At 39.9% G+C, this 22,643-nt stretch carries 20 protein-coding genes; 2 read left to right on the top strand and 18 right to left on the bottom strand.

All coding sequences use genetic code 11. From position 1 onward, the window contains the following. Window positions 1-103: 103 nt before the first annotated feature. Window positions 104-1,438, top strand: a complete 1,335-nt coding sequence (locus ACTNEP_RS08365) for an allantoinase (protein WP_441161392.1) — start codon at window positions 104-106, stop codon at window positions 1,436-1,438. A 76-nt stretch (window positions 1,439-1,514) separates the two neighbouring features. On the opposite strand, the gene ACTNEP_RS08370 is transcribed toward ACTNEP_RS08365, so the two are convergent. The 10 genes from ACTNEP_RS08370 to ACTNEP_RS08415 form a co-directional block, all read right to left on the bottom strand. Further along, window positions 1,515-2,054: a hypothetical protein gene (locus ACTNEP_RS08370; RefSeq protein WP_441161393.1), complete on the bottom strand. Its 540-nt coding sequence runs from the start codon at window positions 2,052-2,054 to the stop codon at window positions 1,515-1,517. 150 nt (window positions 2,055-2,204) lie between these two features. Continuing rightward, on the bottom strand, window positions 2,205-2,714 hold the full coding sequence (locus ACTNEP_RS08375; protein ID WP_441161395.1) for an N-acetyltransferase family protein: 510 nt from the start codon (window positions 2,712-2,714) through the stop codon (window positions 2,205-2,207). A gap of 14 nt (window positions 2,715-2,728) precedes the next feature. Then, a complete protein-coding gene (locus ACTNEP_RS08380; RefSeq protein WP_441161396.1) occupies window positions 2,729-3,226 on the bottom strand; it encodes a GNAT family N-acetyltransferase in 498 nt (165 codons plus the stop codon). 62 nt (window positions 3,227-3,288) lie between these two features. Beyond that, window positions 3,289-4,206 carry a hypothetical protein gene (locus ACTNEP_RS08385; RefSeq protein WP_441161398.1) on the bottom strand — a complete coding sequence of 306 codons (918 nt, stop codon included), beginning with the start codon at window positions 4,204-4,206 and terminating at the stop codon, window positions 3,289-3,291. 7 nt (window positions 4,207-4,213) lie between these two features. Next, window positions 4,214-4,531 carry a hypothetical protein gene (locus ACTNEP_RS08390; protein WP_441161399.1) on the bottom strand — a complete coding sequence of 106 codons (318 nt, stop codon included), beginning with the start codon at window positions 4,529-4,531 and terminating at the stop codon, window positions 4,214-4,216. 354 nt (window positions 4,532-4,885) lie between these two features. Next, window positions 4,886-5,395 (bottom strand): (2Fe-2S)-binding protein, encoded by a 510-nt coding sequence (locus ACTNEP_RS08395; RefSeq protein WP_441161400.1) that lies wholly within the window; start codon window positions 5,393-5,395, stop codon window positions 4,886-4,888. After that, entirely contained in the window at window positions 5,368-7,647 is a 2,280-nt protein-coding gene (gene pucD, locus ACTNEP_RS08400) for a xanthine dehydrogenase subunit D (protein ID WP_441161402.1), read from the bottom strand. The genes ACTNEP_RS08395 and pucD overlap by 28 nt, the downstream gene beginning before the upstream one ends. A gap of 22 nt (window positions 7,648-7,669) precedes the next feature. After that, the gene (locus ACTNEP_RS08405; protein ID WP_441161403.1) at window positions 7,670-8,545 is read right to left on the bottom strand and encodes an FAD binding domain-containing protein; all 876 of its coding nucleotides are present in this window, start codon (window positions 8,543-8,545) and stop codon (window positions 7,670-7,672) included. Beyond that, entirely contained in the window at window positions 8,515-9,141 is a 627-nt protein-coding gene (locus ACTNEP_RS08410) for an NTP transferase domain-containing protein (protein WP_441161405.1), read from the bottom strand. The genes ACTNEP_RS08405 and ACTNEP_RS08410 overlap by 31 nt, the downstream gene beginning before the upstream one ends. Then, window positions 9,128-10,177, bottom strand: coding sequence for an XdhC family protein (locus ACTNEP_RS08415; protein WP_441161406.1), 1,050 nt, complete (start codon window positions 10,175-10,177; stop codon window positions 9,128-9,130). The genes ACTNEP_RS08410 and ACTNEP_RS08415 overlap by 14 nt, the downstream gene beginning before the upstream one ends. Window positions 10,178-10,484: 307 nt before the next feature. Here ACTNEP_RS08415 and ACTNEP_RS08420 point away from each other — a divergent pair, with 307 nt between their 5' ends. Next, on the top strand, window positions 10,485-11,915 hold the full coding sequence (locus tag ACTNEP_RS08420) for an NAD(P)-binding domain-containing protein (protein ID WP_441161407.1): 1,431 nt from the start codon (window positions 10,485-10,487) through the stop codon (window positions 11,913-11,915). A 44-nt stretch (window positions 11,916-11,959) separates the two neighbouring features. Here ACTNEP_RS08420 and ACTNEP_RS08425 read toward each other — a convergent pair whose 3' ends face one another. From ACTNEP_RS08425 to ACTNEP_RS08460, 8 genes are all read right to left on the bottom strand, one after another. Then, window positions 11,960-13,219 (bottom strand): amidohydrolase family protein, encoded by a 1,260-nt coding sequence (locus ACTNEP_RS08425; protein ID WP_441161409.1) that lies wholly within the window; start codon window positions 13,217-13,219, stop codon window positions 11,960-11,962. A 15-nt stretch (window positions 13,220-13,234) separates the two neighbouring features. After that, window positions 13,235-14,581 (bottom strand): amidohydrolase family protein, encoded by a 1,347-nt coding sequence (locus tag ACTNEP_RS08430; protein WP_441161410.1) that lies wholly within the window; start codon window positions 14,579-14,581, stop codon window positions 13,235-13,237. Between the two features lie 2 nt (window positions 14,582-14,583). Next, window positions 14,584-15,636 (bottom strand): ABC transporter substrate-binding protein, encoded by a 1,053-nt coding sequence (locus ACTNEP_RS08435; protein ID WP_441161411.1) that lies wholly within the window; start codon window positions 15,634-15,636, stop codon window positions 14,584-14,586. Between the two features lie 21 nt (window positions 15,637-15,657). Further along, complete coding sequence (locus ACTNEP_RS08440) at window positions 15,658-16,503, bottom strand: ABC transporter permease (RefSeq protein ID WP_441161413.1); 846 nt, start codon at window positions 16,501-16,503, stop codon at window positions 15,658-15,660. Window positions 16,504-16,514: 11 nt separating this feature from the next. Further along, a complete protein-coding gene (locus ACTNEP_RS08445) occupies window positions 16,515-17,852 on the bottom strand; it encodes an FAD-binding oxidoreductase (RefSeq protein WP_441161415.1) in 1,338 nt (445 codons plus the stop codon). A gap of 13 nt (window positions 17,853-17,865) precedes the next feature. Further along, a complete protein-coding gene (locus ACTNEP_RS08450; protein WP_441161416.1) occupies window positions 17,866-18,663 on the bottom strand; it encodes an ABC transporter ATP-binding protein in 798 nt (265 codons plus the stop codon). 2 nt (window positions 18,664-18,665) lie between these two features. After that, window positions 18,666-19,484, bottom strand: a complete 819-nt coding sequence (locus ACTNEP_RS08455) for a creatininase family protein (RefSeq protein WP_441161417.1) — start codon at window positions 19,482-19,484, stop codon at window positions 18,666-18,668. 417 nt (window positions 19,485-19,901) lie between these two features. Continuing rightward, window positions 19,902-22,634, bottom strand: coding sequence for a glycosyl hydrolase 53 family protein (locus tag ACTNEP_RS08460; protein ID WP_441161418.1), 2,733 nt, complete (start codon window positions 22,632-22,634; stop codon window positions 19,902-19,904). Window positions 22,635-22,643: the final 9 nt, after the last annotated feature.

The raw sequence follows: 22,643 nt of genomic DNA on the forward strand, positions 1-22,643 counted from the left end.
TGAGAGCGACCATACTAGTCTCTGGATCTACTATCTTGACCTACACAAAAAATGAACCATCATCAGCTACAGGATTAATTTAGTTAAAAAGCGAGGAATAGATATGATTCATCATTTAGATTTAGTGGTTAAAAATGGAAAAGTTGTATTCCCTGATGGCGTGAGCCAAAAGGATATTGGTGTAAAATCTGGAAAAATTGTTATGATAGATGATCAAATTACGCTACCAACTACACAAGTAGAAGATGCACAAGGTCAGTATATATTTCCTGGAGCAATAGATATCCATGTCCATTTCAATGAACCGGGACGCACAGAGTGGGAAGGCTTCACCTCAGGTTCTTATATGTTAGCTGCTGGTGGCTATACGTCCTATTTCGATATGCCATTAAACGGGATACCTTCCACCATTGACCTTCATGCCTTTCAGCAAAAAAATGAGATAGCTACTGAGAAATCCATTATTGACTACTATCTATGGGGAGGGCTAGTACCCGGTAATATAAACAATCTGGCTGACCTTGCTTCGGCAGGGGTAATAGGCTTTAAAGCGTTCATTTCTGATGCTGGAAATGAAGAGTTCCAAGCAGCAGATGATGAAACACTTATTCAAGGAATGAAAGAAATAGCCCGTTTAGGAAAAGTTTTGGCATTACATGCAGAAAGTAAAACGATAACGGATTTTCTGACGAGTGATAGAATAGCCAAGCAAAAACTTTCTGCTGATGATTACTTAGCATCTCGACCGATTGTTGCCGAAGTAGAGGCTGTCCAAAAAGCACTTTCTTATGCAGAAGTTACTGGCTGTGCTTTACATTTTGTTCATATCAGCAGTTCCGAGGCTGTCGCAAAGATTATGGAAGCAAAACAAAAAGGGCTCGATGTTAGCGTTGAAACCTGTCCACATTATTTATTATATTCCCATCAAGCTTTACAAACGAAAGGTGCTATTGCTAAATGTGCACCGCCATTACGTTTAGAAGAAGAACGACAACAGTTAATTCAACTGTTACGGGATAACCAGTTCGACATCATCGCCTCCGATCATTCACCAGCACCTTATTCACTGAAGGACCCTGGCACTCATAATCTCTTTAGTGCCTGGGGCGGGATTAGCGGTGGCCAATTCACCTTACTTTCGATGCTTGAGCTTGCTAAGAGCAATCATATTTCATTGGAAAGGATAGCTGATTGGACCGCGTTAAACCCAGCAAAGCGTTTTTCCTTAGAGGGAAAAGGGAAAATTGCCACTGGTTATGATGCTGATTTCACCATCATTTCTTTTGACAAAGATACAGTGGTTTCTGCAGATAATTATTATGCCAAACATAAGCAAAGTCTTTATATCGGGCATCGTTTTCCTTGCAGTGTATCGAAAACATATAATCGAGGCAATCTTGTATTTAATGAAGCGGAAAATTTAAACCCTGCTAACTAAAAGCTATAGAGAGAACATCATTAATTGATAATGAATAAATCCACCAACAGTCTGTGACTAACAGATACTGGTGGATTTAGGCATCAAAATAATTTCGAAAAGAACCATCTTCATAATATTTATCGTATAATTTAGCGTAATATTGTTTTAAATATGCTATCCTTTTAGCATCATGTGAAATAATATCAATAACATCCCCATTTATATAAAACAAGAGTTTATCATTAAAAAAAGAAAGATACGCTTCCGGATGACCTTTATAAATTGCTGAGCAGTACTTCATTACATCATGACAGTTTAAATTCTTTATAATAGCGTACACTTCACCTTCGCCAATAGCTTCATTCATAACAACAATTTCGTGCCAATTTTTAATTTTAATTATTTTACCTATTTTTGATTTGGAAGAATAACGTTTATGATGCATAATATACTCTGATAAAAATATAACACTGAGACATTCATTCTCTCTAAATATGTCTTCTACAATTTTTCTGAGTAAAGTAATATTTAAGTCTTCCATACCAAATCTAATTCTTTGTTCTGACGTAACTTGAAAATAAGGAGTTTCCTTTTTGCAATCAAAATCAATATTGATATTTTTTAATTTAACCAACGTTATTTAACTCCCAATAATATTTTTATTTCGTATCCTATAAGTAAGCGAGCCACGAGCACCAATACTCTTACGACTATTCATGTCATTTCTAATCAAAGCATAGGTCTTACTCCAGATGATAAAGTAGACTTTACTCAAGATAGGCGACTAAAACCGAGATAAGAAAAGAATCATATGATCTTCATCATAATAAGTATTGTCTATTTTCAGTGCTCTCTTCCCCGTACCAAACACTTCAAACCCAACTGATTCATATAGTCTTTTAGCCGATTCATTACTCGTCACAACGGACAAATACAGTTGCTCAATCCCTTCGATCTTTCTTGCTTCTTCGATTAAAGTAGAAATTAGTTTCTTTCCGATGGCATTGCCTCGAAATGCAGACTTTACATACATTGCTACAATATTTGCTCGATGGCTTAATTTTACTAATTGCTCTTTAACTAACGTGACCACTCCAACAAGCTGAGAATCTATGAACGCTCCTAGTGTTACTGCTTTGTGAGATGATGCCAATCTACTCTTATATATTTCAACCGTATTTGTTTTTTCTTCTTCATAACTTGCCGCAAATGATTGTGGACTTTCTTGTAATGCTTCTAACCTTAAAAAATAATAATTTTCGGCATCTGTTACATCTAACTTTCGTATTTCCATGTATTTTATCCCCTTTAATCTACTTTTCTGAAGTACCTCATGGACACTTGCTTCTCGCCGGTTTCCGTAGTTGTAATTTTTTTCTCCCTATATGTAAATCCCCTCGCTTCATAGAAAGGGATGCCTAGTTCGTTATCTTCTTGTACGGAGACCCATTGTTCTGTTGCCCCTTTTTCGATTTGTTGTTGCGTCAATGCCTCAAGCAGTTGTCTACCAACCCCTTTATATCGATATTTCTCATCAATATAAAGCACGAATACCTCTCCTGTACCAGGCTTGGTTATGGCACCACCAATAACCCCGATGACTTTCGACTGATAGATTGCTACATAAGAATAACTTCCTTGTTTAATGTCATTTTTCACACGTTCAAGGTTGTACCAAAATGCAACATTCTTCGTCTGATATTCCTTGCTTAGCTCTCCTTCTACTGTCTGTTTCCAACCGGTAGAACAGATGTGAGCAATCGCTTCTGCATGTTCCTCCTTTGGTTGTTCTATGGTGATATTCATTTGTATTATCCTCCTCTCCAAGTCAGATTAATGAGGTTCCTGGAATCTCTTAAACCGGCATTCTATAACATTCTAAATGTCCTCAATATTTTATATCTATCAATTAACAGTATTCCTGTCCAATACCTTTTGGCAACAGCAAATTCTTCCGGGTAGCTCCCCCATTCCCATGAAATATCCCAAGTACCTTCCTCTGACAGCTGTTCTAGATAGAAGTACAGGTTCAGCTCCACTAAATCACTCATTTTCTCATAAAGGGGATGCTGTGGGCTATCAATCAAATCTAACGGAAGTGGCTTGTATCCAGTTGACCATTCTAATACATCCTTGTCTACAGTCTTTTCGATTAGTGTATTGATTTTTCTGGAGACATTAATTAGTAAATCAGCATCAGCATGTTTTGCAAGGATCTTTAATAATTGTTGGAAATTATTAAGCTCGTGACTGTCCATTTCCTCACTTTCCATTAGATGAGCAATTGCTTTTTCGATCACAGCCCACCCTAACAGTGCAGCTTCACTGTTTTTAGGTGACCAATGAATGAGGAAGGCTGCTAATTCAGCACTTGGATTGAACATCCAGTTATCCTGAACCCCTTCTTTCCAATGCCACCATGGTGCGTGTGGAAATTGATTGTTTTCGGGCAGAACAGAAGCCCACATTCCCGTACTTTCGTTGCAGGTTTCTGTTAGATATGTAAGCATCGACTGCACTATTTTTTCTTCGGCATCTGCTCCAATTTCTATTAAAATCTGACCTGCCGTCCATGTTGCCATTGGTGAAGAAGCTGGCGCCCAGAAATCTGGTTCAATGCCATGACCAAATCCACCATCATCATTTTGAAAAGCGGATAAGTAATGAATAACCTGATCATATGAAGCACCTTCGAAAAGGTATTCCCACCTTGCAGCCTCCAATGGTCTGGCATTTCGTTTAATCCATGAACTCGATTTAGCAAATGTTTTTTTCGTTATTTTCATCTAATATCTAACTCCTCTCTTCATTACTCATCGTGCCACGGACAATCATATATTGTACTAACCACAATAGCATATAGAATATCACGATATTCACCAGTAATGCTCCAATATGTATATGCATCCCGCTATTTCCATTAAACAGATTATCGAAGAGCCAGCTACTATTTGGTTGATGTTGGTAAATAGTTATATATTCAAATGGGAAGCCGAACGTATAGTTTCCTCGCCAACCATCGTCCATCACAAATTGACTCGGAATAAACAATGGAAGCACGATACAAAACAATAAACTCCACATGATATATTTGTTGTTTGGCCTTTTCATAAAACCCCCCCCAATATATTTTCTTATGACAATCTCCTAGCTGTAATTAATAAATGGAAACGAAAAAATAACGCATGATGATTTATCTGGATAAATTTACACTCATCTTACCATAAAATCACCAAAAAAAGGGGAAGCATCAGGATTTTCGGATACTCCATAAACAAGTAAGATAGGAGAAGGTTAATTCAAAGCATGTTATTTGCTGGAGTGGTCATGTTGAAAGGTCGCTAGTGCCAGTCCACCGCTGTAGCTGACCGTTTCGCTTTCCCAGGGGCATAAACTTTTGTAGCCAGAGTAGTAATAATACCGTCGATATAATTTATCATGATCCTCATGAAAAAAAGGATGCACTTATAGCATCCTTTCTGCTGCTTTTCTTACTGCTCTGATAATCCCTCCATATCCTGTACAGCGACAGAGATTACCAGACAATGCTGTTTTGATTTGATCATCAGATGGGTTTGGCTCGTTATCTAGCAATGCTTTTGTGGCGATGATCATTCCTGGTGTGCAGTATCCACATTGAAAACCGCCTTCCTCTAAAAATGCCTGTTGAATTGGATGAAGTGCACCTTTATCCAACACTCCTTCTATCGTCGTGATTAGGGAACCATCCACCTGATAAGCCATTACTAAACAGGAATTCGCTAAGGCTCCATCAATCATCACTGAGCACGCCCCACACCTTCCGATACCACAAGAAATTTTGGTACCTGTGTAATCCAATTTATTTCTGATAATATCTACTAATCTCTCCGTTGGTCTTACTTGTAAAGTAATGGAAGAACCATTCATAGTAAAGCTAATTTCCTCTTTTACCTCGCCCTCTATTATCACAGTGGTTGCTTTGCTTTCATCCATGGATTCTTCCTCCTCTCCATTATTGCTGTAAGAATTTCTTCTGAAGAAATTGGTAGCTTTGCAGGCATATAGCCGATTGCGTCGTGGATTGCTTTGGTAATAGCAGGCGCAACCGCTACAGTACCGATTTCACCGACACCACGAGGACCGTATTTATCACCTTTAGCCAGTTCTTCAATTGGTGTAATCTGCATCGTTGGTACATCCTGAATACCCGGAATTAAATAACCATCGAGGTTTTCAGTGACATATCTGCCATCTTTCATCAGTGCTTCCTCCATTAAGGTGTAGCCCAATGACATTACTCCGCCACCTTCAATTTGGCCAATATACCCTTTCAGACTGACAATAGGTCCGGCTGCAATTGTTTGATCCAAGTCAATTACGGTCACTTTTCCTGTTAAAAGGTCAATTTCTACTTGGGCAAACACTGCTGAAAACGTATATAAAAAATGCCCGCCGTCAACCTGATCGGGAGTAGTCGGAAAATCGAATTGAGTGGAAGTTATAATCGGTGTGTCTAATGATTTACTAGCAATTTCACGAAAATCGATTACTTTTTTACTAGCCTGGCTGATTTGATAAACACCGCCTGGACCTAAACGGAGGACTTTTACAGGAAGACCCAGAATAGCAGAAGCAGACGTTAATATTTGCTGTTTAAAATGGTGTTTCATACGATTAACGGCATGCCATACCATGCTCGTTCCTCTTGATGCAGTAGTGGAACCAGAAGAGGGCACCTTCTCTGTATCACCGATCACGACTTTTACATCACTGTCCGAAATGCCTAACTCCTCGGTAACTATTGTTTCAATAACATTCAAAATACCCTGACCCGCTTCTTCAAAACCAAAAGCAATTTCGATTTTTCCATCCTCTGTTAATGATAGTTGGCCTCCGGCAGGATCTAATCGCCCATATCCTAAGCCACCGCCATGCATAGATATAGCAACACCCATTCCTTTTATTTTTGTATCTTCTATATCGTTACAAGAGGAAGCGTTCTGCTTTTTCGTTATATAATGCTGCTCAATGTGCTTCAATACCTGTGATGCTCCATTCGTAGCTGCTATTCTATGCTTCATAGGGCCGAGATCATTAGTTTTTCGAATATTTCTTCTTCTTAGCTCGATTGGATCTAGCTTTAGCTTTGCTGCTAACCGATCTAACTGTCCTTCTAATGCAAAGGTTACCTGGTTACCACCAAATCCTCTAAACTCGCCAGCAACACCGTTATTGGTAAAAACCGAAATACCATCAATTGCAACATGTTCGATCATATATGGTCCTACGGAATGCTCGACTGCAAAATCGAGAATAGCTGGTCCTAACGTAGCGTAAGCACCGGTATCGGCTACTATATCCACCTTATGTGCAATAATTTTCCCCTTCTGATCTGTTCCTGTTTTCATGGTGATTTTCATCGGATGGCGTTTTAACCCAGATATGACGGATTCTTTTCTCGACTGATGAATTTTTACCGGTAACCCTGATTTTAATGCTAATAAAACACCATAAGGCTGAATGTTTAATTCGTCTTTACCACCAAATGAACCACCCATCGGACTTGAAATAATACGAATCCTCTCCTCAGCAATACCAAGAATCCGCGACAATTGAAAACGATCCTTGTAACCGTGCTGTGTTCCTACATAAACGGTAACACCACCATGATCTTCAGGTACCATAACGCCACCCTCTGTTTCCATATAGGTATGCATTTGTCTTGGCAATTGATAGGTCTCTTTGATTATTGTATGGCATTGAGCAAACCCTTCCTCGATATTACCAGAGTGAAAGCTTGCTCTATGCAGGATATTACCACTTGGATGAAGCTTTGGTGCATGTTGCTCAAGGGATTTTTGTGGGGAATCTAAAACAGGTAAAGGCTCATACTCGACCTCTATCAAATCAAGTGCCTGGTCAGCTATCTCCATTGATTCTGCAGCCACGGCAGCTACTGCATCTCCAACATAACGAACAACATCCTCACACAGTACTGGTTGATCAGGCGTAACAATTCCGAATCGGTTTAAACCAGGGACATCCCGGTGAGTAATAACCGCTTTTACACCTGGCAATTGCTCTGCTCTTTCTGTTGATATCGATACTACTCTTGCATGTGGGTACTCACTTCTTAACACCTTTCCATACAACATGTCTGGAAACGATAAATCGGTCAAGTATTTCAAAGCTCCTGTAACTTTCCCCTTACCATCTGGTCTGATTCGGTTTCGATTTTGATACATGACCTCTCACTCTCCTATTTGTTCATATATATCTCCTTAACACAGATGCAATTAAATTCGCAGCAACTTGTTGTTTATACTGGCTCGTTACAAAAGGATCAGAGATTGGTCGATATTCCGTCATCATCATGTCAAATAGTTCACCAAGGTTTTCCTCCAACAATTCGTTACTGTATAGATACGCTTCACATGATTCCAATCTCACAGGGGCACTTGTACCCCCTGCTGCTGCAAGTCGAATAAAATCAATCCTGTTTTGTTCATTCCAGCTGCAGCAAATAGCAACCGTAACAAGGGAGGGAATAAATGACTCCCTGCGACCTACTTTTCGGTAATATTGTATTTGCTTTTGACTATTCATTTGCTTTTTAAGATGAATGGTAGTAATAATAGCATTTCGATCTGGTTGATGCTGTAAATAATCCCATAGCTTTGCTGTATACATCTGGTTTCCACTTATCCAAGAGATATCAGCATCCAGTGCCAATAATGCCGGTATCGTATCACCGACCCCATAAGCAATATTTCCTCCAATAGTACCTCTGTTTCTGACTGCAGGAGAAGCGACTTCCTTCACTGATTCCGCAAGCAAAGGTGCTATGCTAAGAATAGCTGGATTCGTTTGGCATTCCGTTAATGAAACATAAGCACCCACATACAACCTATCTTCATCCTGTTCTATTTCTCTCAGCTTTGGTATCCGGTCTAGTCGGATAAGATTAGGTGGAAGCTGTGCACCTTGCTCTCTTTGTAATTGCAATAACGTCCCACCCGCGATATAAGTAGATTGATCCTGAAACCTTTTTTTCAAATCGATCGCTTCTTGTATACTCTCTGCTTTCCATACTTTCTGCATGTGCTCCTTTCCTATAATTGTTTCTGCCATCTCTTTGCCCATTGATAATCATCCTTCGTATCAATATCATAAAAACTTTTCCCATCATCAAAATCAATAACATATCCCTCGTTTTGAATATCCTTTAAGATCGACTTAGCTCCTCTATCTCCTCGAATCGTTAACAGTCGTTGATATAGGCTGGAACGGAATAAAATGGGTGGATGTAAAATATCTGCATTTCGAGCCGCAATAAATGATTTATCTAAACTTGAACTGTTAAATAGATGAATGATTTTATCGATAATAGCTGGTTTTAAGAATGGTTGATCAGCTAGCAACATCATTGCACCATCGAATGAATATTTTTGAACTTCCTGTATTCCGGCCTTTATCGAATAAGACTGTCCTTTACACGCTTGCTTACTTCGAACGATCTGGTATCTCGTCTTTTGTCGCTCTACATCCTCCGTGATCCAATGAAGTGACGCATGCTCTTGTACAACGACAAATACTTTATCCAGCCTGGAATTCAATGCTGTTGCTAATGAAGCACTTCCTATCGTGGTATTACCAATTGGTAACTGTAATTTGTTTTCCCCCATTCTTTGACTGTTTCCGGCAGCAAGGATTATCCCTGCTACCTTAGCTGATTTCACTGACAGGCTCCCCACTTGTCACGGACTTTTTCTTTACTTGAATTAGTTCAGCTATTACACTGATCGCAATCTCCTTTGCTCCCTCAGCATCAATATTTATTCCAATCGGGGAAAATAAATGGTTAGGAGGCTCTTGCCCACCTAGTAATCTTTTTGTTCTCTTTGCAGAGCCTAATACGCCTAAATACCTTAAAGGTTGTTCTTTTAAGAAGGCTAATAGTTCTTTATCACGCTGGAAATTGTGTGTCAGTAAAATAACATAGTCCGATGCTTTAAAATGAATTTGATGTTGTAATTCATTAGGAAAACCTAGATAATGTTTTACTGCTTCTGGGAAATTGAATTGGTTGCACAATTCTTCACGCCAATCCGCAACTTCAACTCGGAAGCCTGTTTGTGAGGCTAGCCTGACTATTGGTTTGGCATCGTCGCCCGCTCCAATGATGATTAATCGTGGTTTTGGCTGATAGCAATCGAGGTAGAGAAATTGCTGTGTTGAGGTCATATATTGTGTCCCTCTTATATAGGAAAAAGATATGGCCTTTCGTATCACTTGATTAATAGTGGAAGGCTCATTCACTTCTCCAAATTGCGCATTATCTGTCTGAAATAAATAGTTCATTGTTCCATTTTCAACGGGGAGTTCCTTGTATACCAACACTTTTTGATCGCTATTCAACGCTTCCTTGACTCTTTGTAAATGTTGCAACAGCATCCGATCCACTGGTTCCACCAACACTTTAATGACACCGTTACAACCAGAACCCTGTCCCCACAACAAATCATTATCTGCACGCATATCATACGTAAGCAATTCTGGTTTTTTGCCTATCCCCATACGTTCAATTCGTTCTGCTAAATCCACTTCTAGACATCCGGCGCTTAACATGCCCGTTTGTGAACCATCCGGTTTAAATAACATCATCGCGCCTTCTTTTTTATAAGCTGAGCCTTTTACATCTACAATCGTGGCAAGCACAGAGCCTTCTACTGAATGATTAGAAATGGAGGTTAATATCTCATGAATATCATCCATACTCCCCCTCCTTCCATGTACGCGGAAGTTATTTGTTAATTTTTCTAACATATGAGGTAATGTTTATTGTTATTCTATTAAATGATGAAAGGAATGTCATTGGTTATTATTTATTAAAAACCCTTTTCCAATTATCTATTTTCACCAAACAGATTTCTTTTTTTGTAATGCACTTATATATCTTCACTAATAACCACCCTCTTTTTTGGTTATTCAAAACATATTCTATCCTAATCATACATGATAAGATGAAATAAATTACATTAAATGTCATATAAGTTAACAGTTATTCTGAAGGGGGAAGAAAATGACTATCGAAGATCTTAATAAACGAGTAAAAAAGGAACTCACTTATCTCAATATACCGGAAAAAAGTTGGGTACCACCCCTACGCTATGACGGCAAGAACGTATACGACGTTATTATTGTCGGGGGTGGACAAAGTGGGTTAGGAGCTGCTTTAGGGCTAATTCGAGAAAAAATCACCAATATCCTAATTATTGATGAAAATCCAGAAGGACTGGAAGGACCCTGGGATACGTATGCACGAATGTCGACACTACGAACACCAAAACATTTAACTGCTATTGATACCGGGATTCCATCGTTGACCTTTCGTGCTTGGTGGGAAGCGCAGTTCGGCGACAAAGGCTGGGAGGAATTAGATAAAATCCCAAAGGGAGACTGGATGAATTATCTTCGTTGGTTTCGGGAAGTACTTTCACTCCCCATCCACAACAATACTCGATTAAAGTTGATTGAGCCTATCGAGAACGAGAAAATCTACCGTTTACATCTGGAGAATGACACCAAGACAGAAAACCCCTTACTTACGCGCAAAGTAATATTGGCAACCGGAATTCAAGGAGGAGGAGAGTGGCATGTACCGTCTTTCATTAAAGATAAGTTGCCAACAAACAAGTATGCGCACACATCCGAAGAAATTGATTTCTCCCTATTAAAGAATAAACAGATCGCCATCCTCGGTGGCGGAGCATCTGCATTCGATAATGCGAATCACGCACTAGCCCAAGGGGGCGCAAAAGTGAGCGTCTTTATAAGGCGAAAGGAGATTCCTCGGATTAATCCCATCCGCCATATGGAGTATTCCGGGATGATCGATCGTTACCATACTTTTTCGGATGCAAATAAATATAAGGTAATGGCACACTTCTTTCACCATAACCAACCTCCGACAAATGATACTTTCAGCAGAGCAAGTTCCTGGCCCGGATTCCATTTACACGTTGGAGAGCCTTGGAGAGAAGTTCAACCTTTCGAAGACAAAGTGAAAATTATTACAGAAAAGGGAGAATACGTAGTTGATTTTATTATCGTTAGCACAGGTCTTAAAACCGATCCAGCATTACGGCCAGAGCTCCAAATGGTAGAGCCTTATATATTCAGATGGAGAGATTATTATCAAGCACCTAAGCATATCGCTAATCCTGTATTAGATGCACATCCATATTTAAGTCCCGGCTTTGCATTTCAGAGCAAAGCCCAAAAAGGGAAAAAACTATTACACGGCTTATACGCCTTTAACTATGCCGCGCTAATCAGCTGCGGTCTTTCAGCATCGGCTATTTCCGGTTTACGCTTCGCTATACCAAAACTGGCTGCAGCAGTAGCTGATCAGCTCTTTCAGGATAATCAGGAAGTGTTATTGGATGCATTCTTCCAATATAACGAAGTGGAGTTTGTCGGAGATGTACCAAAGATTAGTAGCCATGCCTAATGAGTAACTAAGATGGACAACTATTAAACGCCTGAAATATAATTTCAGGCGTTTTCTTCATACCCTGTAAAAAAATAACGTGTTTGAACAGGTGCTGTGGTCGCTACCTTATTGCCATTTTTCACAACGTAAATAGGTTTCGGCTGCTTACTTAGCATTTCTCCCACATTATCTACCGGCAACACAATAAAATTCGCAGGTTTGCCAACTTCAATTCCATACTGATCACGTAATCGCAAACAGGTAGCACCATTCTCGGTAATCATCCTAATAGCCGATTCAAAATCACCGCGCCCTGTCATATGAGCAAGATGGAGCCCAAAGTGCGCAGCCTGAAGTATATTCCCGACTCCTAAAGGGTAAAAAGGGGTGCGAATATCATCGTGAGCGATACAAACATTCACTCCCGCTTCATACAATTGCTTCACTCTGGTAATTCCTCTCCCCTTTGGATATGGGTCAGATCTACCTTGCATCACACTGTTTACTAATGGACAAGCAACCACTGTCAAACCTGCCTGTTTTACATGTTGTATCACCTTATTGGCGTACACATCGGAGTAATAGCTCAACGCATTCGCATGGCTAACAGCAACCTTACCTTGATAACTATACTCCATAGCAAAATCTGCTACCACCTCAAGGAATCTGGAATGCTCATCATCTACTTCATCACAAAAAATATGAATCAACGTATCATATTCTTTCGCTAGCCTAAAACAAAACGCCAAGGATGCAATCCCTTTCTCTCTTGTATTCTCCAAATGTGGGACAGCACTAATAGCATCCACTCCTAACTTGACCGCCTCGCGCATCCTCTCTTGGTTTTCTATACAGGATACTAATCCATTTTGCGGGAAGGCAATAATTTGCAGTTCCATTTCTTTCTTAAATTTCTCTCTAACTTTCAGTAAACCATGTAAGGCGGTAAGCTCTGGGTCAGAAACATCCACTGCCGCTCTAACAAAAAGGACACCATACGAAATCAATTGCATTATCGCTTTTGAAGCACGCTCCACAACATCATCAATGGTTAATTCTTCTTTTCTTAATTGCCAAATCTCGATTGCTTCAAAGAGAGTGCCAGACTCATTATAACGAGGGGAACCAGCAGTCAATACCGTATCCATATGAGTATGTGTTTCTACAAACGGTGGCAATAAGAAATTGCCTCTCCCATCCCATTCTGTCTCCCCTTTTATCCCCTTATCGGTAACGATTGCGAACTTGCCATTGTCAATCCCTATATTGTAGCACTCTTTCTGACCGAGCAATTTTACATTTTTTACCGCTATCTCATACATCTATTTCACCTCTCATCAAACACGGAGTGGAACTTCTTCTATGTTCGCCTTCCAAAGAGCGGCAAGCTTCTTATCCGATATCAGCATTTGGGATTTTATACCATTCAACCAGCGCTTTTTTGTGTATACGTATCTTGTCGGTGCAATAGATGCAAATAATTCATAAATATCTTTCGAATCTATCACAACGAAATTAGCCCTAGCACTTTCTTCGATATCGTGCTTATCTATTCCATAGATCGATCCAGGGGTTGTTGTCATCATTTTTAAAACATGTAATAATTCTTCCTCACTGGCCAAGTGCGCTGTGTACGCAGTCAATAACCCAATCTGTACCATGTCTCCTCTTCCAAAGGGATGAAACGGATCATTGACATTATCCGAAGCAGTGGCAATGGAGACACCACCATTTATTAACTCTTTTATTCTAGTAACCCCTCTACGAACAACCCCACGATCTTGCCTTCCTTGCAAATACATATTAGCGCCCGGTAGTGTTACAGCATTGATTTGATTTTTAGCCATTCCTTCTATAATGTGATTCACCTTATCTTGTTCCACGGCAGCTAATGAACATAAGTGACCCGCAGTGACTTGCCCACCAAGATTATATTGTGCCGTTTTCTTCACAAGTTCTTTTATCGTACAAACAGCAGGATCATCATTTTCATCAACATGTAAATCGACGAATTTCCCATGTTCTATCGCCAAGCGCATCACCAGGTCCATGTTTTCTGAAGGATTCGACATTAAATGCGGGGCACCGCCAATTCCGTCAACTCCCGACTGGATCGCTTCTTTTATGATTGCAAGCTCCTGATCAGTACGCTCATCCAGCCTAGAAAACATTGGCACAACTTGAATATCGATAAAATCTTTTAACTCTTCTTTCACTTCCATCACTGCCTGGAGATTATCCATCGCTAACTGTACACTCGTATCCATTTCAAAATTAACATGTGAACGAATATGTGTTGTACCAAAGGAGAGGGACTGGAGCGCCTCTCGCCGGGCTCTTTGCTTAATTTCCTCCTTTGTAAACATCCGCGCCCGTTCACTGTAATTCCGGATCGCTTCCAACAATGTTCCAGATTGATTCGATACTACCTTCAACGAATAAGCTTTATCAAGGTGAGTATGAATATCAACAAAAGAGGGAAGAACAATTCTTCCCTCAAGATCTATATGAGAACAATTCGACAAGTCCTGTTCTGCTTGTTCAAAAGGTATCACATCTCGTTCCACCTTGGCAGCTTGCACTTCAATTGATTGATATTTACCATCTTGTATCGTTATTGTGTACAGTTGATCTTTAGATCTTAGCGGCAGGTACACATTATATAAGGATAGTGATTGCTCCATATTTATTCCTCCGATGGCAGAAATTCTGTTGTAAAGTAATTATTCGGATCTTCATCATTAGAAATGATACCAAGGTCAAGCATTTGTTCCTGTAATGTTGTCCACCGTTCTTCTGTCATATAGCCGAATCCATGCTCTTCGGCATCGCCACTAAAGATTAATTCTTCTTGTTCTGTCGCACCAAACTCCATCAATCCTTCTGTTAAATCAGGATTGTATTCCAATAAGATATCCTGATATTTCGCCGGATCTTCACGATATACTTCCCAACCCTTTACCGTTGCTTCCATAAAAGCTTCAACTAGCTCTGGTTTTTCTTCAATCATTTCTTCCGTAGTGAAAATAACGTTAGAATACGGCTGGAAACCCGAATCATGAATACGCAAATAACTATTTTCCACACCTTGCTCGTCTAGTACATACGGTTCTGATGTGATGTAGCCTTGCGTAACAGCCTCTGGATTGTCGATAAATGTACTTAATTGCCCAGTATAGGAAAGCTCATTTACTTCATTTAACTCAAAGGCTTCCTTTATATACTCCCAATAACCAACTCCAGGTGCTGTAATACTTGTCATACCATTAAGATCTTCAAAATCCTCGACTCCTGCCTCTGCATGGGAAATAAGTACATAAGGACTTACTTGGAAGATGGCAGCAATTGCTACTAATGGAATCCCTTTATCACGCGAGTTTAGAATATCCTCACCTGAGGTATAACCAAAATCCATTTTCCCCGAAGCTACTAACTGAGTAGCAGAAACCTGCGGGCCACCTGGCTCAATCGTCATATCTATTCCCGCTTCTTCATAAAAACCTTCCGCTAATGCCGCATAATTCCCACCATGCTCAGGCTGGGCAAACCAGTTGGTTACCAAGGTAGCCTCCCCTAAGTCAACATCGCCTTCCGCTGCTTCCGTGTCAGTTTCTTCGTCAACAGGACCTGTATCTGCTTCCGCCTCCGAACTATTATCTCCTCTACAAGCGGCAAGCAATAGCAGAATCAACGCAGCAATTAGTGGTAACATCCCCGTATTCCAAATAGACTTTCTCATCCTTACTCCCCCTTATAATCTTTAGTCTTTTTTCATTTCTGATTCATGCCAAGACCCTAATAACATCTTGGACAACAAACTTACTAATAAGAAAAACACAATCCCTAGTAATGAGGCAGCTATACCACATGCAAATAAATAAGGAATTTCCATCGTTGTTGATGCCACAGTGATCGCATAGCCTAATCCCCCATCTCCCCCTCCAATTCCGGCTATATATTCACCGACTATCGCTCCAATAATCGCTAGGGTACAAGATATTTTTAAACCGGCAATGATATATGGTAACGCAGCAGGGATTCTGATTTTCCACATAATCTGCCATTTAGATGCTTGGTACAGACTAAGCAAATCCAGCATCCCTCTGTCTGTCGCATTCAGGCCGATCAATGTATTGGATAACATCGGGAAAAATCCAATCGTAAAGGCAATGATCACAATGGCATTCATACCAGAACCAAACCAGATAACAATAATTGGCGCAATGGCAACGATCGGGATCGTCTGCAATAGGATGGCATATGGATATAAGCTCCTTTCCAGGATTTTCGAACTTGCCATAATGATTGCAGCGGATACACCTATTACAACGCTAAAGAAAAAACCAATAACAGACTCCAATATAGTAGTGGAAGCAGAGTCCCATAGACGCCCCCAATTTTCTACGGTTGCCGTTAAAACATCAGTAGGCTTAGGCAAAATATACGGTGGTATTTGTAATAATAATGTTCCGAATTGCCAAACCAATATAAAAATGACAAATGCTATGATTGGAGGAACCCAATTTTGAAGAAAATTAATGTTGACGCTCTTACGATTAGACACTTCCTTTTTAACCTTCAGCTTTTCTGTCTGTATATTTTCCATTTTCCGCCTCCTCACTTTGCTAGTTTGATCGTTTCTTTTGTAGGAATTTTCCCTTTGTTCAGCAGATCATATGGATCATTCTGTTCTTTCAAGGATTTGATCTTTTCCATCCGCAAGTTATAGCCTCCAAATCCAAGCAGATACGTATGAGGGTTATTTACCATTACGCCAATCTCTTCAAAAAAATCTATTATTTCATAAAGTCTTTCCTTTGATTGATAGATGATAACTGGTAATGAAGTCGGGGTGACCTTACCTTCGATTTTGATATATTCGAAATGAAATTGAACTTCATACCCGAATTTCTCTCTTATTTTCCTCATTTGCTCAAAAACCCTTTTCGTATGAAACCTTGCTTGTAAATAAGTCATATTCTCACCATGTTTATGTGCCCATAATGTTGCATGGTTCCATGTAAAGTCAGATACTTTCAATCCTTTGTGGTATTTAGATGCCGGGATAAAAAATGACTGCTTTCCACCGTATTTCTCAGCCAGTACGTTCATTTCTCGCTCGGCATTCTCTGCTATTTCAAGCATCACAATGGATTTGTCTTGTTCTAAAAATTTAAGCTGCTGAAAATGCGAAGGAATTGGCCATTCACAAACAGAAACAAGTCGTTTAATAATGGATTCATCATGTGAGAGTTCATCACTAAACATAACCGCCTCATTAAAGGCTTCAAATGACATAATATATTGGGCCCATTCAGTCTTCGATTCTATCGGTAGGACAGCTTCTACTAAAATACCTGTAGTACCGTAATTATGAATATAATCTAGTACTTCCTCACCCTTAATGGTTAACATTTGTGGTTCATCCTCGATTGTTAGAATCGTCACCTCAAGTACATTACCATCCCACAAATTCCCCCACCGAATCGAACCAATTCCACCAGATCCACCACATAAAAAACCACCAACTGTCGATTTCATAAAGGTACTAGGGAAAATGCGAAGTTCTTTCCCTTCCTTTCTCAGTGTCTTTTCTAATAATCCCAGCTTAACCCCTGCCTGAACACGAACATCTTTTTCATTTATTTGTACAATTTGGGTCAGCTTGGTTAAATCTATAACAATTCCCCCGTTTAGAGGGATCCCTTGACCGTAATTTCCCGTTCCCGCACCTCGTGGCGTTAACGGCACACGATTGTCCACTGCAAATTGAATTATCTTGGTTAATTCTTCGATTGTGGTCGGCGCCACTGCACAATCTGCAACTTTATCTTTTAATTCTTCATACAATATCGGAGAATACCAGTAAAAATCCTTGGATAATCGATCGATTGTTGTATCTTTTATGATCACATTCTCTTCACCTATTAATTCCATTAGTCGTTTTTTCCACACATTGATCACCTCATTAAAATTTTAGATCGCGTGAAACATTGGCAACAATATCACTAAACTGGTGTGTCGTTCTGATCTCATCATCCCGAGGAAACGGTAATGGAACATCTACAGTTGAAGCAATTTTACCCGGACTAGGAGTCATCACCGCAACTCTTGTCGATAGGTATACTGCTTCAAATACATTGTGGGTAATAAATAAGACGGTCATTTTTTGTGATTCCCATATTCTCAGTAATTCCGACTGGAGGCTTTGACGTGTGATTTCATCCAAAGCACCAAACGGTTCGTCCATTAGCAGCAGTTTCGGTTTGGCTACTAAGGCTCGTGCAATGGATACACGCATTTTCATACCACCTGATAATTGACGTGGCAAAGATTTAGCATAATCCTTCAGTCCAACTAATTCTAATGCCCTTGCTGCTTCTTCTCGCTTTTCTGCTTTTGACATTTTTTGGAATTCTAAAGGCAACATTACATTCTCCAAAACAGACCTCCAAGGTAAGAGAGTAGCATCCTGAAAGACAAAGCCAACATCCGTACGTTTTTGTTGCGAAGATTGCACCTGAGAGCCTAAGATCTCAATCTCGCCAGTTGTATTTTCTATTAATCCAGAAATCATTTTGAAGATCGTCGATTTACCGCATCCGGACGGTCCTACAAAAGAAATAAATTCTCCGTCTACGATATCCATGTTCACATTGTCTACCGCCACATTTCCATTTGGAAAAACCTTACTTACACCTTTCATTCTTACAACAAGTTGGCGTGTATCCTGCTCTACTATTTCCTTCAATACTGTTGTTGACATTTTTATCCTCCTTTTTGTAATTCATCTATATTAAATCTGCTCATTTCCTTCAATGCTTCGGCAATAAATTTTCCAGCCTTCTGATTGATTATCTTTCCCTTCTCCACACTGGCTTTTGTTGCATCTCCTGCCATTCCTGAAGCCGAGATATCGCTCATCACCCACGCAAAATAGCAGCTCCCTTTCAAATACAAATATTGGTTATCATCTGGCAAAGAAACAAAATCAATCGGACTTAGCTCTGTTTTAACCCAATTTTCTTTCATATCTAACACCATGGACGTCTCCACATCACCTCCATGGATACCGAAAACCCGTTCTTTTTCCGGGATTAAATCCGTTAACAGATTGCCATCAGAGGAATTTAATCTGAATACCATCATACCTGTTTCAATCCTTATTTCCCTGGAAATCATATTTAGCAAATCATGATTACCACCATGAGAGTTAAATAACACCAATCTCTTAAAGCCACTACTTTCTACACTTTTGGCAATATCCATCACAACTGATTGTAATGTTGTTGCAGAAAGAGTAATTGTTCCCGCCATTCCTAAATGTTCGGTACTTTTTCCATAGGGAAGTGGTGGAAGCACCCAAATATTATCCGATTCTGTAAAATGCTGAAACGCCTCTGCTAAAACCCCTTCCGCGATTAATGTATCAGTATAGATTGGCATGTGCGGGCCGTGCTGTTCCACTGCTCCGATAGGCAAAACGATTAAAGCATCCTCTTTTGGCAGTTGTTTCACTTCCTCTGTTGTAAGTCTCGCAAAAAATCTATTTTCAAAAACTTCTCCGTGATAGCGATCCGTCTGCATATTAACAACTCCTGTTTTTTAAGATGAATAAACCTAAATTTGATTTGTCATATCTTTTGACAAGAAACCTAATTCAGATTTCTTTCACATTGCTTTTCACGTTATAAAAACTAACACATGAAGTTAGTTTATTACGATTATCTTAAGTTAAATAATGATCGGTGTCATTGGTTAATATATATAAATCATCCTTGTTATTTAGGCGTTTACTACAAAAAGAATCGTATTCATTGCAATAATCCTTTTCATATAAGCAATAATCTTATGTTTATTTTGTTATATTTTCTTACAATAAAACAAGCTATCTTCTAAAAGATAGCCTTTAGTCGGTACACAAAATAGCTCGTAAAGTTAAAATAGCTTCTTTCTTGTAACACAAAAAACCCTTTAGCCAATCTTGACCAAAGGGTAGCTTTATTAAGATGAACTTCTTTTTCGTATGAAGATAATGGTACAAATGCCGATCAAAATAAAAGCAATACCAGCTAACATCCAATTTGCCATATTTGTTGCTGTGTTTGGTAATTCTCCACCAATCGTATCGGTATTATGATCTTCACTCTGACTATCTCCATTAACCAACTCCTGAGCTGGATCTAATTGCTCATCAGGGATCGGCTCAGGAACTGGGTCTTCCGGTACCGGTGTCGGACTTGATTCTGGTGTTGGTTGTGGTTCCGGATTTGGCTCTGGTGTTGGTTGTAGCTCCTGATAATCACCAACTCGTTTCAGATAAAAATCATCCAATGTCCCCCATGCACCCGCATTCGCTTTAATACTAGCTCCGATGGTGATCGAACCGTCTTTGACTAGAATTTGATCAATTTCTGATTGAACCCAGTTTGCCCAACCCTCTACATACATTTCAGCTTGATATTGTTCATCGGATGTTCTCGCAAATAGCTGCATCTCAGATTCATCAGCATCTCCTCCTTGGATAAACGCCGATAAATGATAATAACCAGGCTCTAGCTCAGTAATTGTTTGTGTTACTTCAAAATCTACGGAATTATCTGAATAGAAGTCGAGAGAGTAATCACCTGTTCGTGAGTTGGAGCGATTTTCCTTAATAGATGCGTGTGGCTCTACGCCTTCTGGAAAACGGATCTCCCACATACTAATGTCACTTTCCTCAAAGCTCGGATTGGAGACAAAGTTTTCCGTTTCAATGGTAAGATTAGCTCTTACCGTATATCCACCATCTGTTTCACCCTCGATGATATAAGAACCTTCACCGCTTGCAACAGCTTGATCGATTTGTTCCTGATTCCACGTAACAGGTACAGATTCTTCCCTTCCATCATTATAAATAGCTGTTACAGTGTCAGGCAGGCTCATTTCTCCCCCTAGAGCTACTGTTATCGATACATCCTTTACTTGATCAATCTGTAGTGGCGCTACTGCACCAGTGTCTACATAGTTAAATATATTTAACGACGGCAATGGATGTCCATAGAAGTCAAACAAAGCTTGATTATCTACTGCACTTCCCCCATACCATTCACCAGCATCTTCCGGATCATATTCGGCTGCATAGCTTGTTGCCCAGCCTGAACCATATGTTTCCCACAGCTCCATATTGTGCTCCCAATCAATATTATCGGGATCACCTACCGGAATCCATGCCGGCTCCCAATAAAATACACCAATTCCTGCTTCGCCGACATTTGCTACCGCTTCAAAAACATCTCGTACTGCCGTAGCTTGTCCTTGTACAGATATCGGATAGTTAAGGGTTTGTCCGCTATCTTGTGGAGCAGTATTACCGTGACCATCGCCGTCTTCCCATGTATAGGTATAGGAAGTTTCTGCGACCATAACCTGCTTACCATAGTTTTCAGCAATATTTGTTAACTCAGCTGTTAGATTTTCTAATGTTCCGTGCCAAAATGGATAATATGAGCTAGCAAAAACATCATAATCTACTTTATTATCCTCGAGGGTGGATGCAAGATTGTCATACCTTCCAGCTGTTTCTGGATTAGTGAAATGCAACGCTACTAAAATTTCAGGATCAATCTCACGTACTGCCTTACTTCCTTCATTAAATAATTGAGAGATATTTGTCCAATTCGCTTCTCCAGCCATGGCACTATTTGTTTCATTCCCGATTTGGACCATGCCTATATCTACACCAGCATCGATCATTTCTTGCAGACTATCTTTTGTATAATTATAGAGTGCTGTTTTTTTCTCTTCTATGCCAAAGCCTTCCCACGCTTTTGGCGCTTGCTGTTTAGCTGGGTCTGCCCAGAAATCAGAATAATGGAAGTTTACTAACAGTTTCATACCATTTTCTGTAGCCCTTTTACCAATCTCCACCGCTTTGTCTACATCATTATTTCCTCCACCATAGCCATTTCCTTCCGCATCATAGGGGTCATTCCAGACACGAACGCGAACATAATTAACACCTGCGTCTGCCAACGTAGTAAAAATATCCTGTACCTCTCCCGCTTCATTATAGAATGTCACCCCGCTATCCTCTAAAGCGATAATACTTGATATATCAACACCTTTGATAAAATTTTCATCTAAACCATCGACTCTCTCCACAAATATCTCTGCTTCTATAGGTTCGGGAACTTCTTGATCATTCTCTCCTATAGATACTAATCGGAAGTCATCCAAGTAGCCCCAAGCTGATGGTTCACCTGCTATAGTAGCGCCTATTTGAAAGTCTGTGACATCTTCTTCGAGCTCAAACTCTAAAGTGAGCTGCTCCCAGTTATCCCAGCCACTAGTTGCAGCAGCTTCTGAACTAAGTTCACCAGCAAATATAGCTACGTTTCCCGCCTCCGTATTCGCTCCTCCCATCGATTGAACAGATAATACATAATCGCCTGCCGGAAGCTTTGAAATAGATTGGGTTATGGTAAACGATTGCTCCTCACTTCCTGACTCATCTATCCAATAATTAAATGAATAATTTCCTTCATAATATGCGTCTGGATGGCTAGAATTGAGTGTAACTACATCCCAATCAATTTCGTCGATCCACCAAGAATCATCTTCAAATAAATCGCTTTCAAAACCGCCATTTGTTATTAAATTTTCCTCTGATGCTGCTAATCTCTCCATTCCGCCAAACGGAAATGAACTGATAACGAGCAACAAAGCGATCCACCATATTCCCACTTTTTTCAACAATTAACTTCC

Source organism: Gracilibacillus sp. HCP3S3_G5_2 (assembly GCF_052063305.1).
Taxonomy (GTDB): domain Bacteria; phylum Bacillota; class Bacilli; order Bacillales; family Amphibacillaceae; genus Gracilibacillus.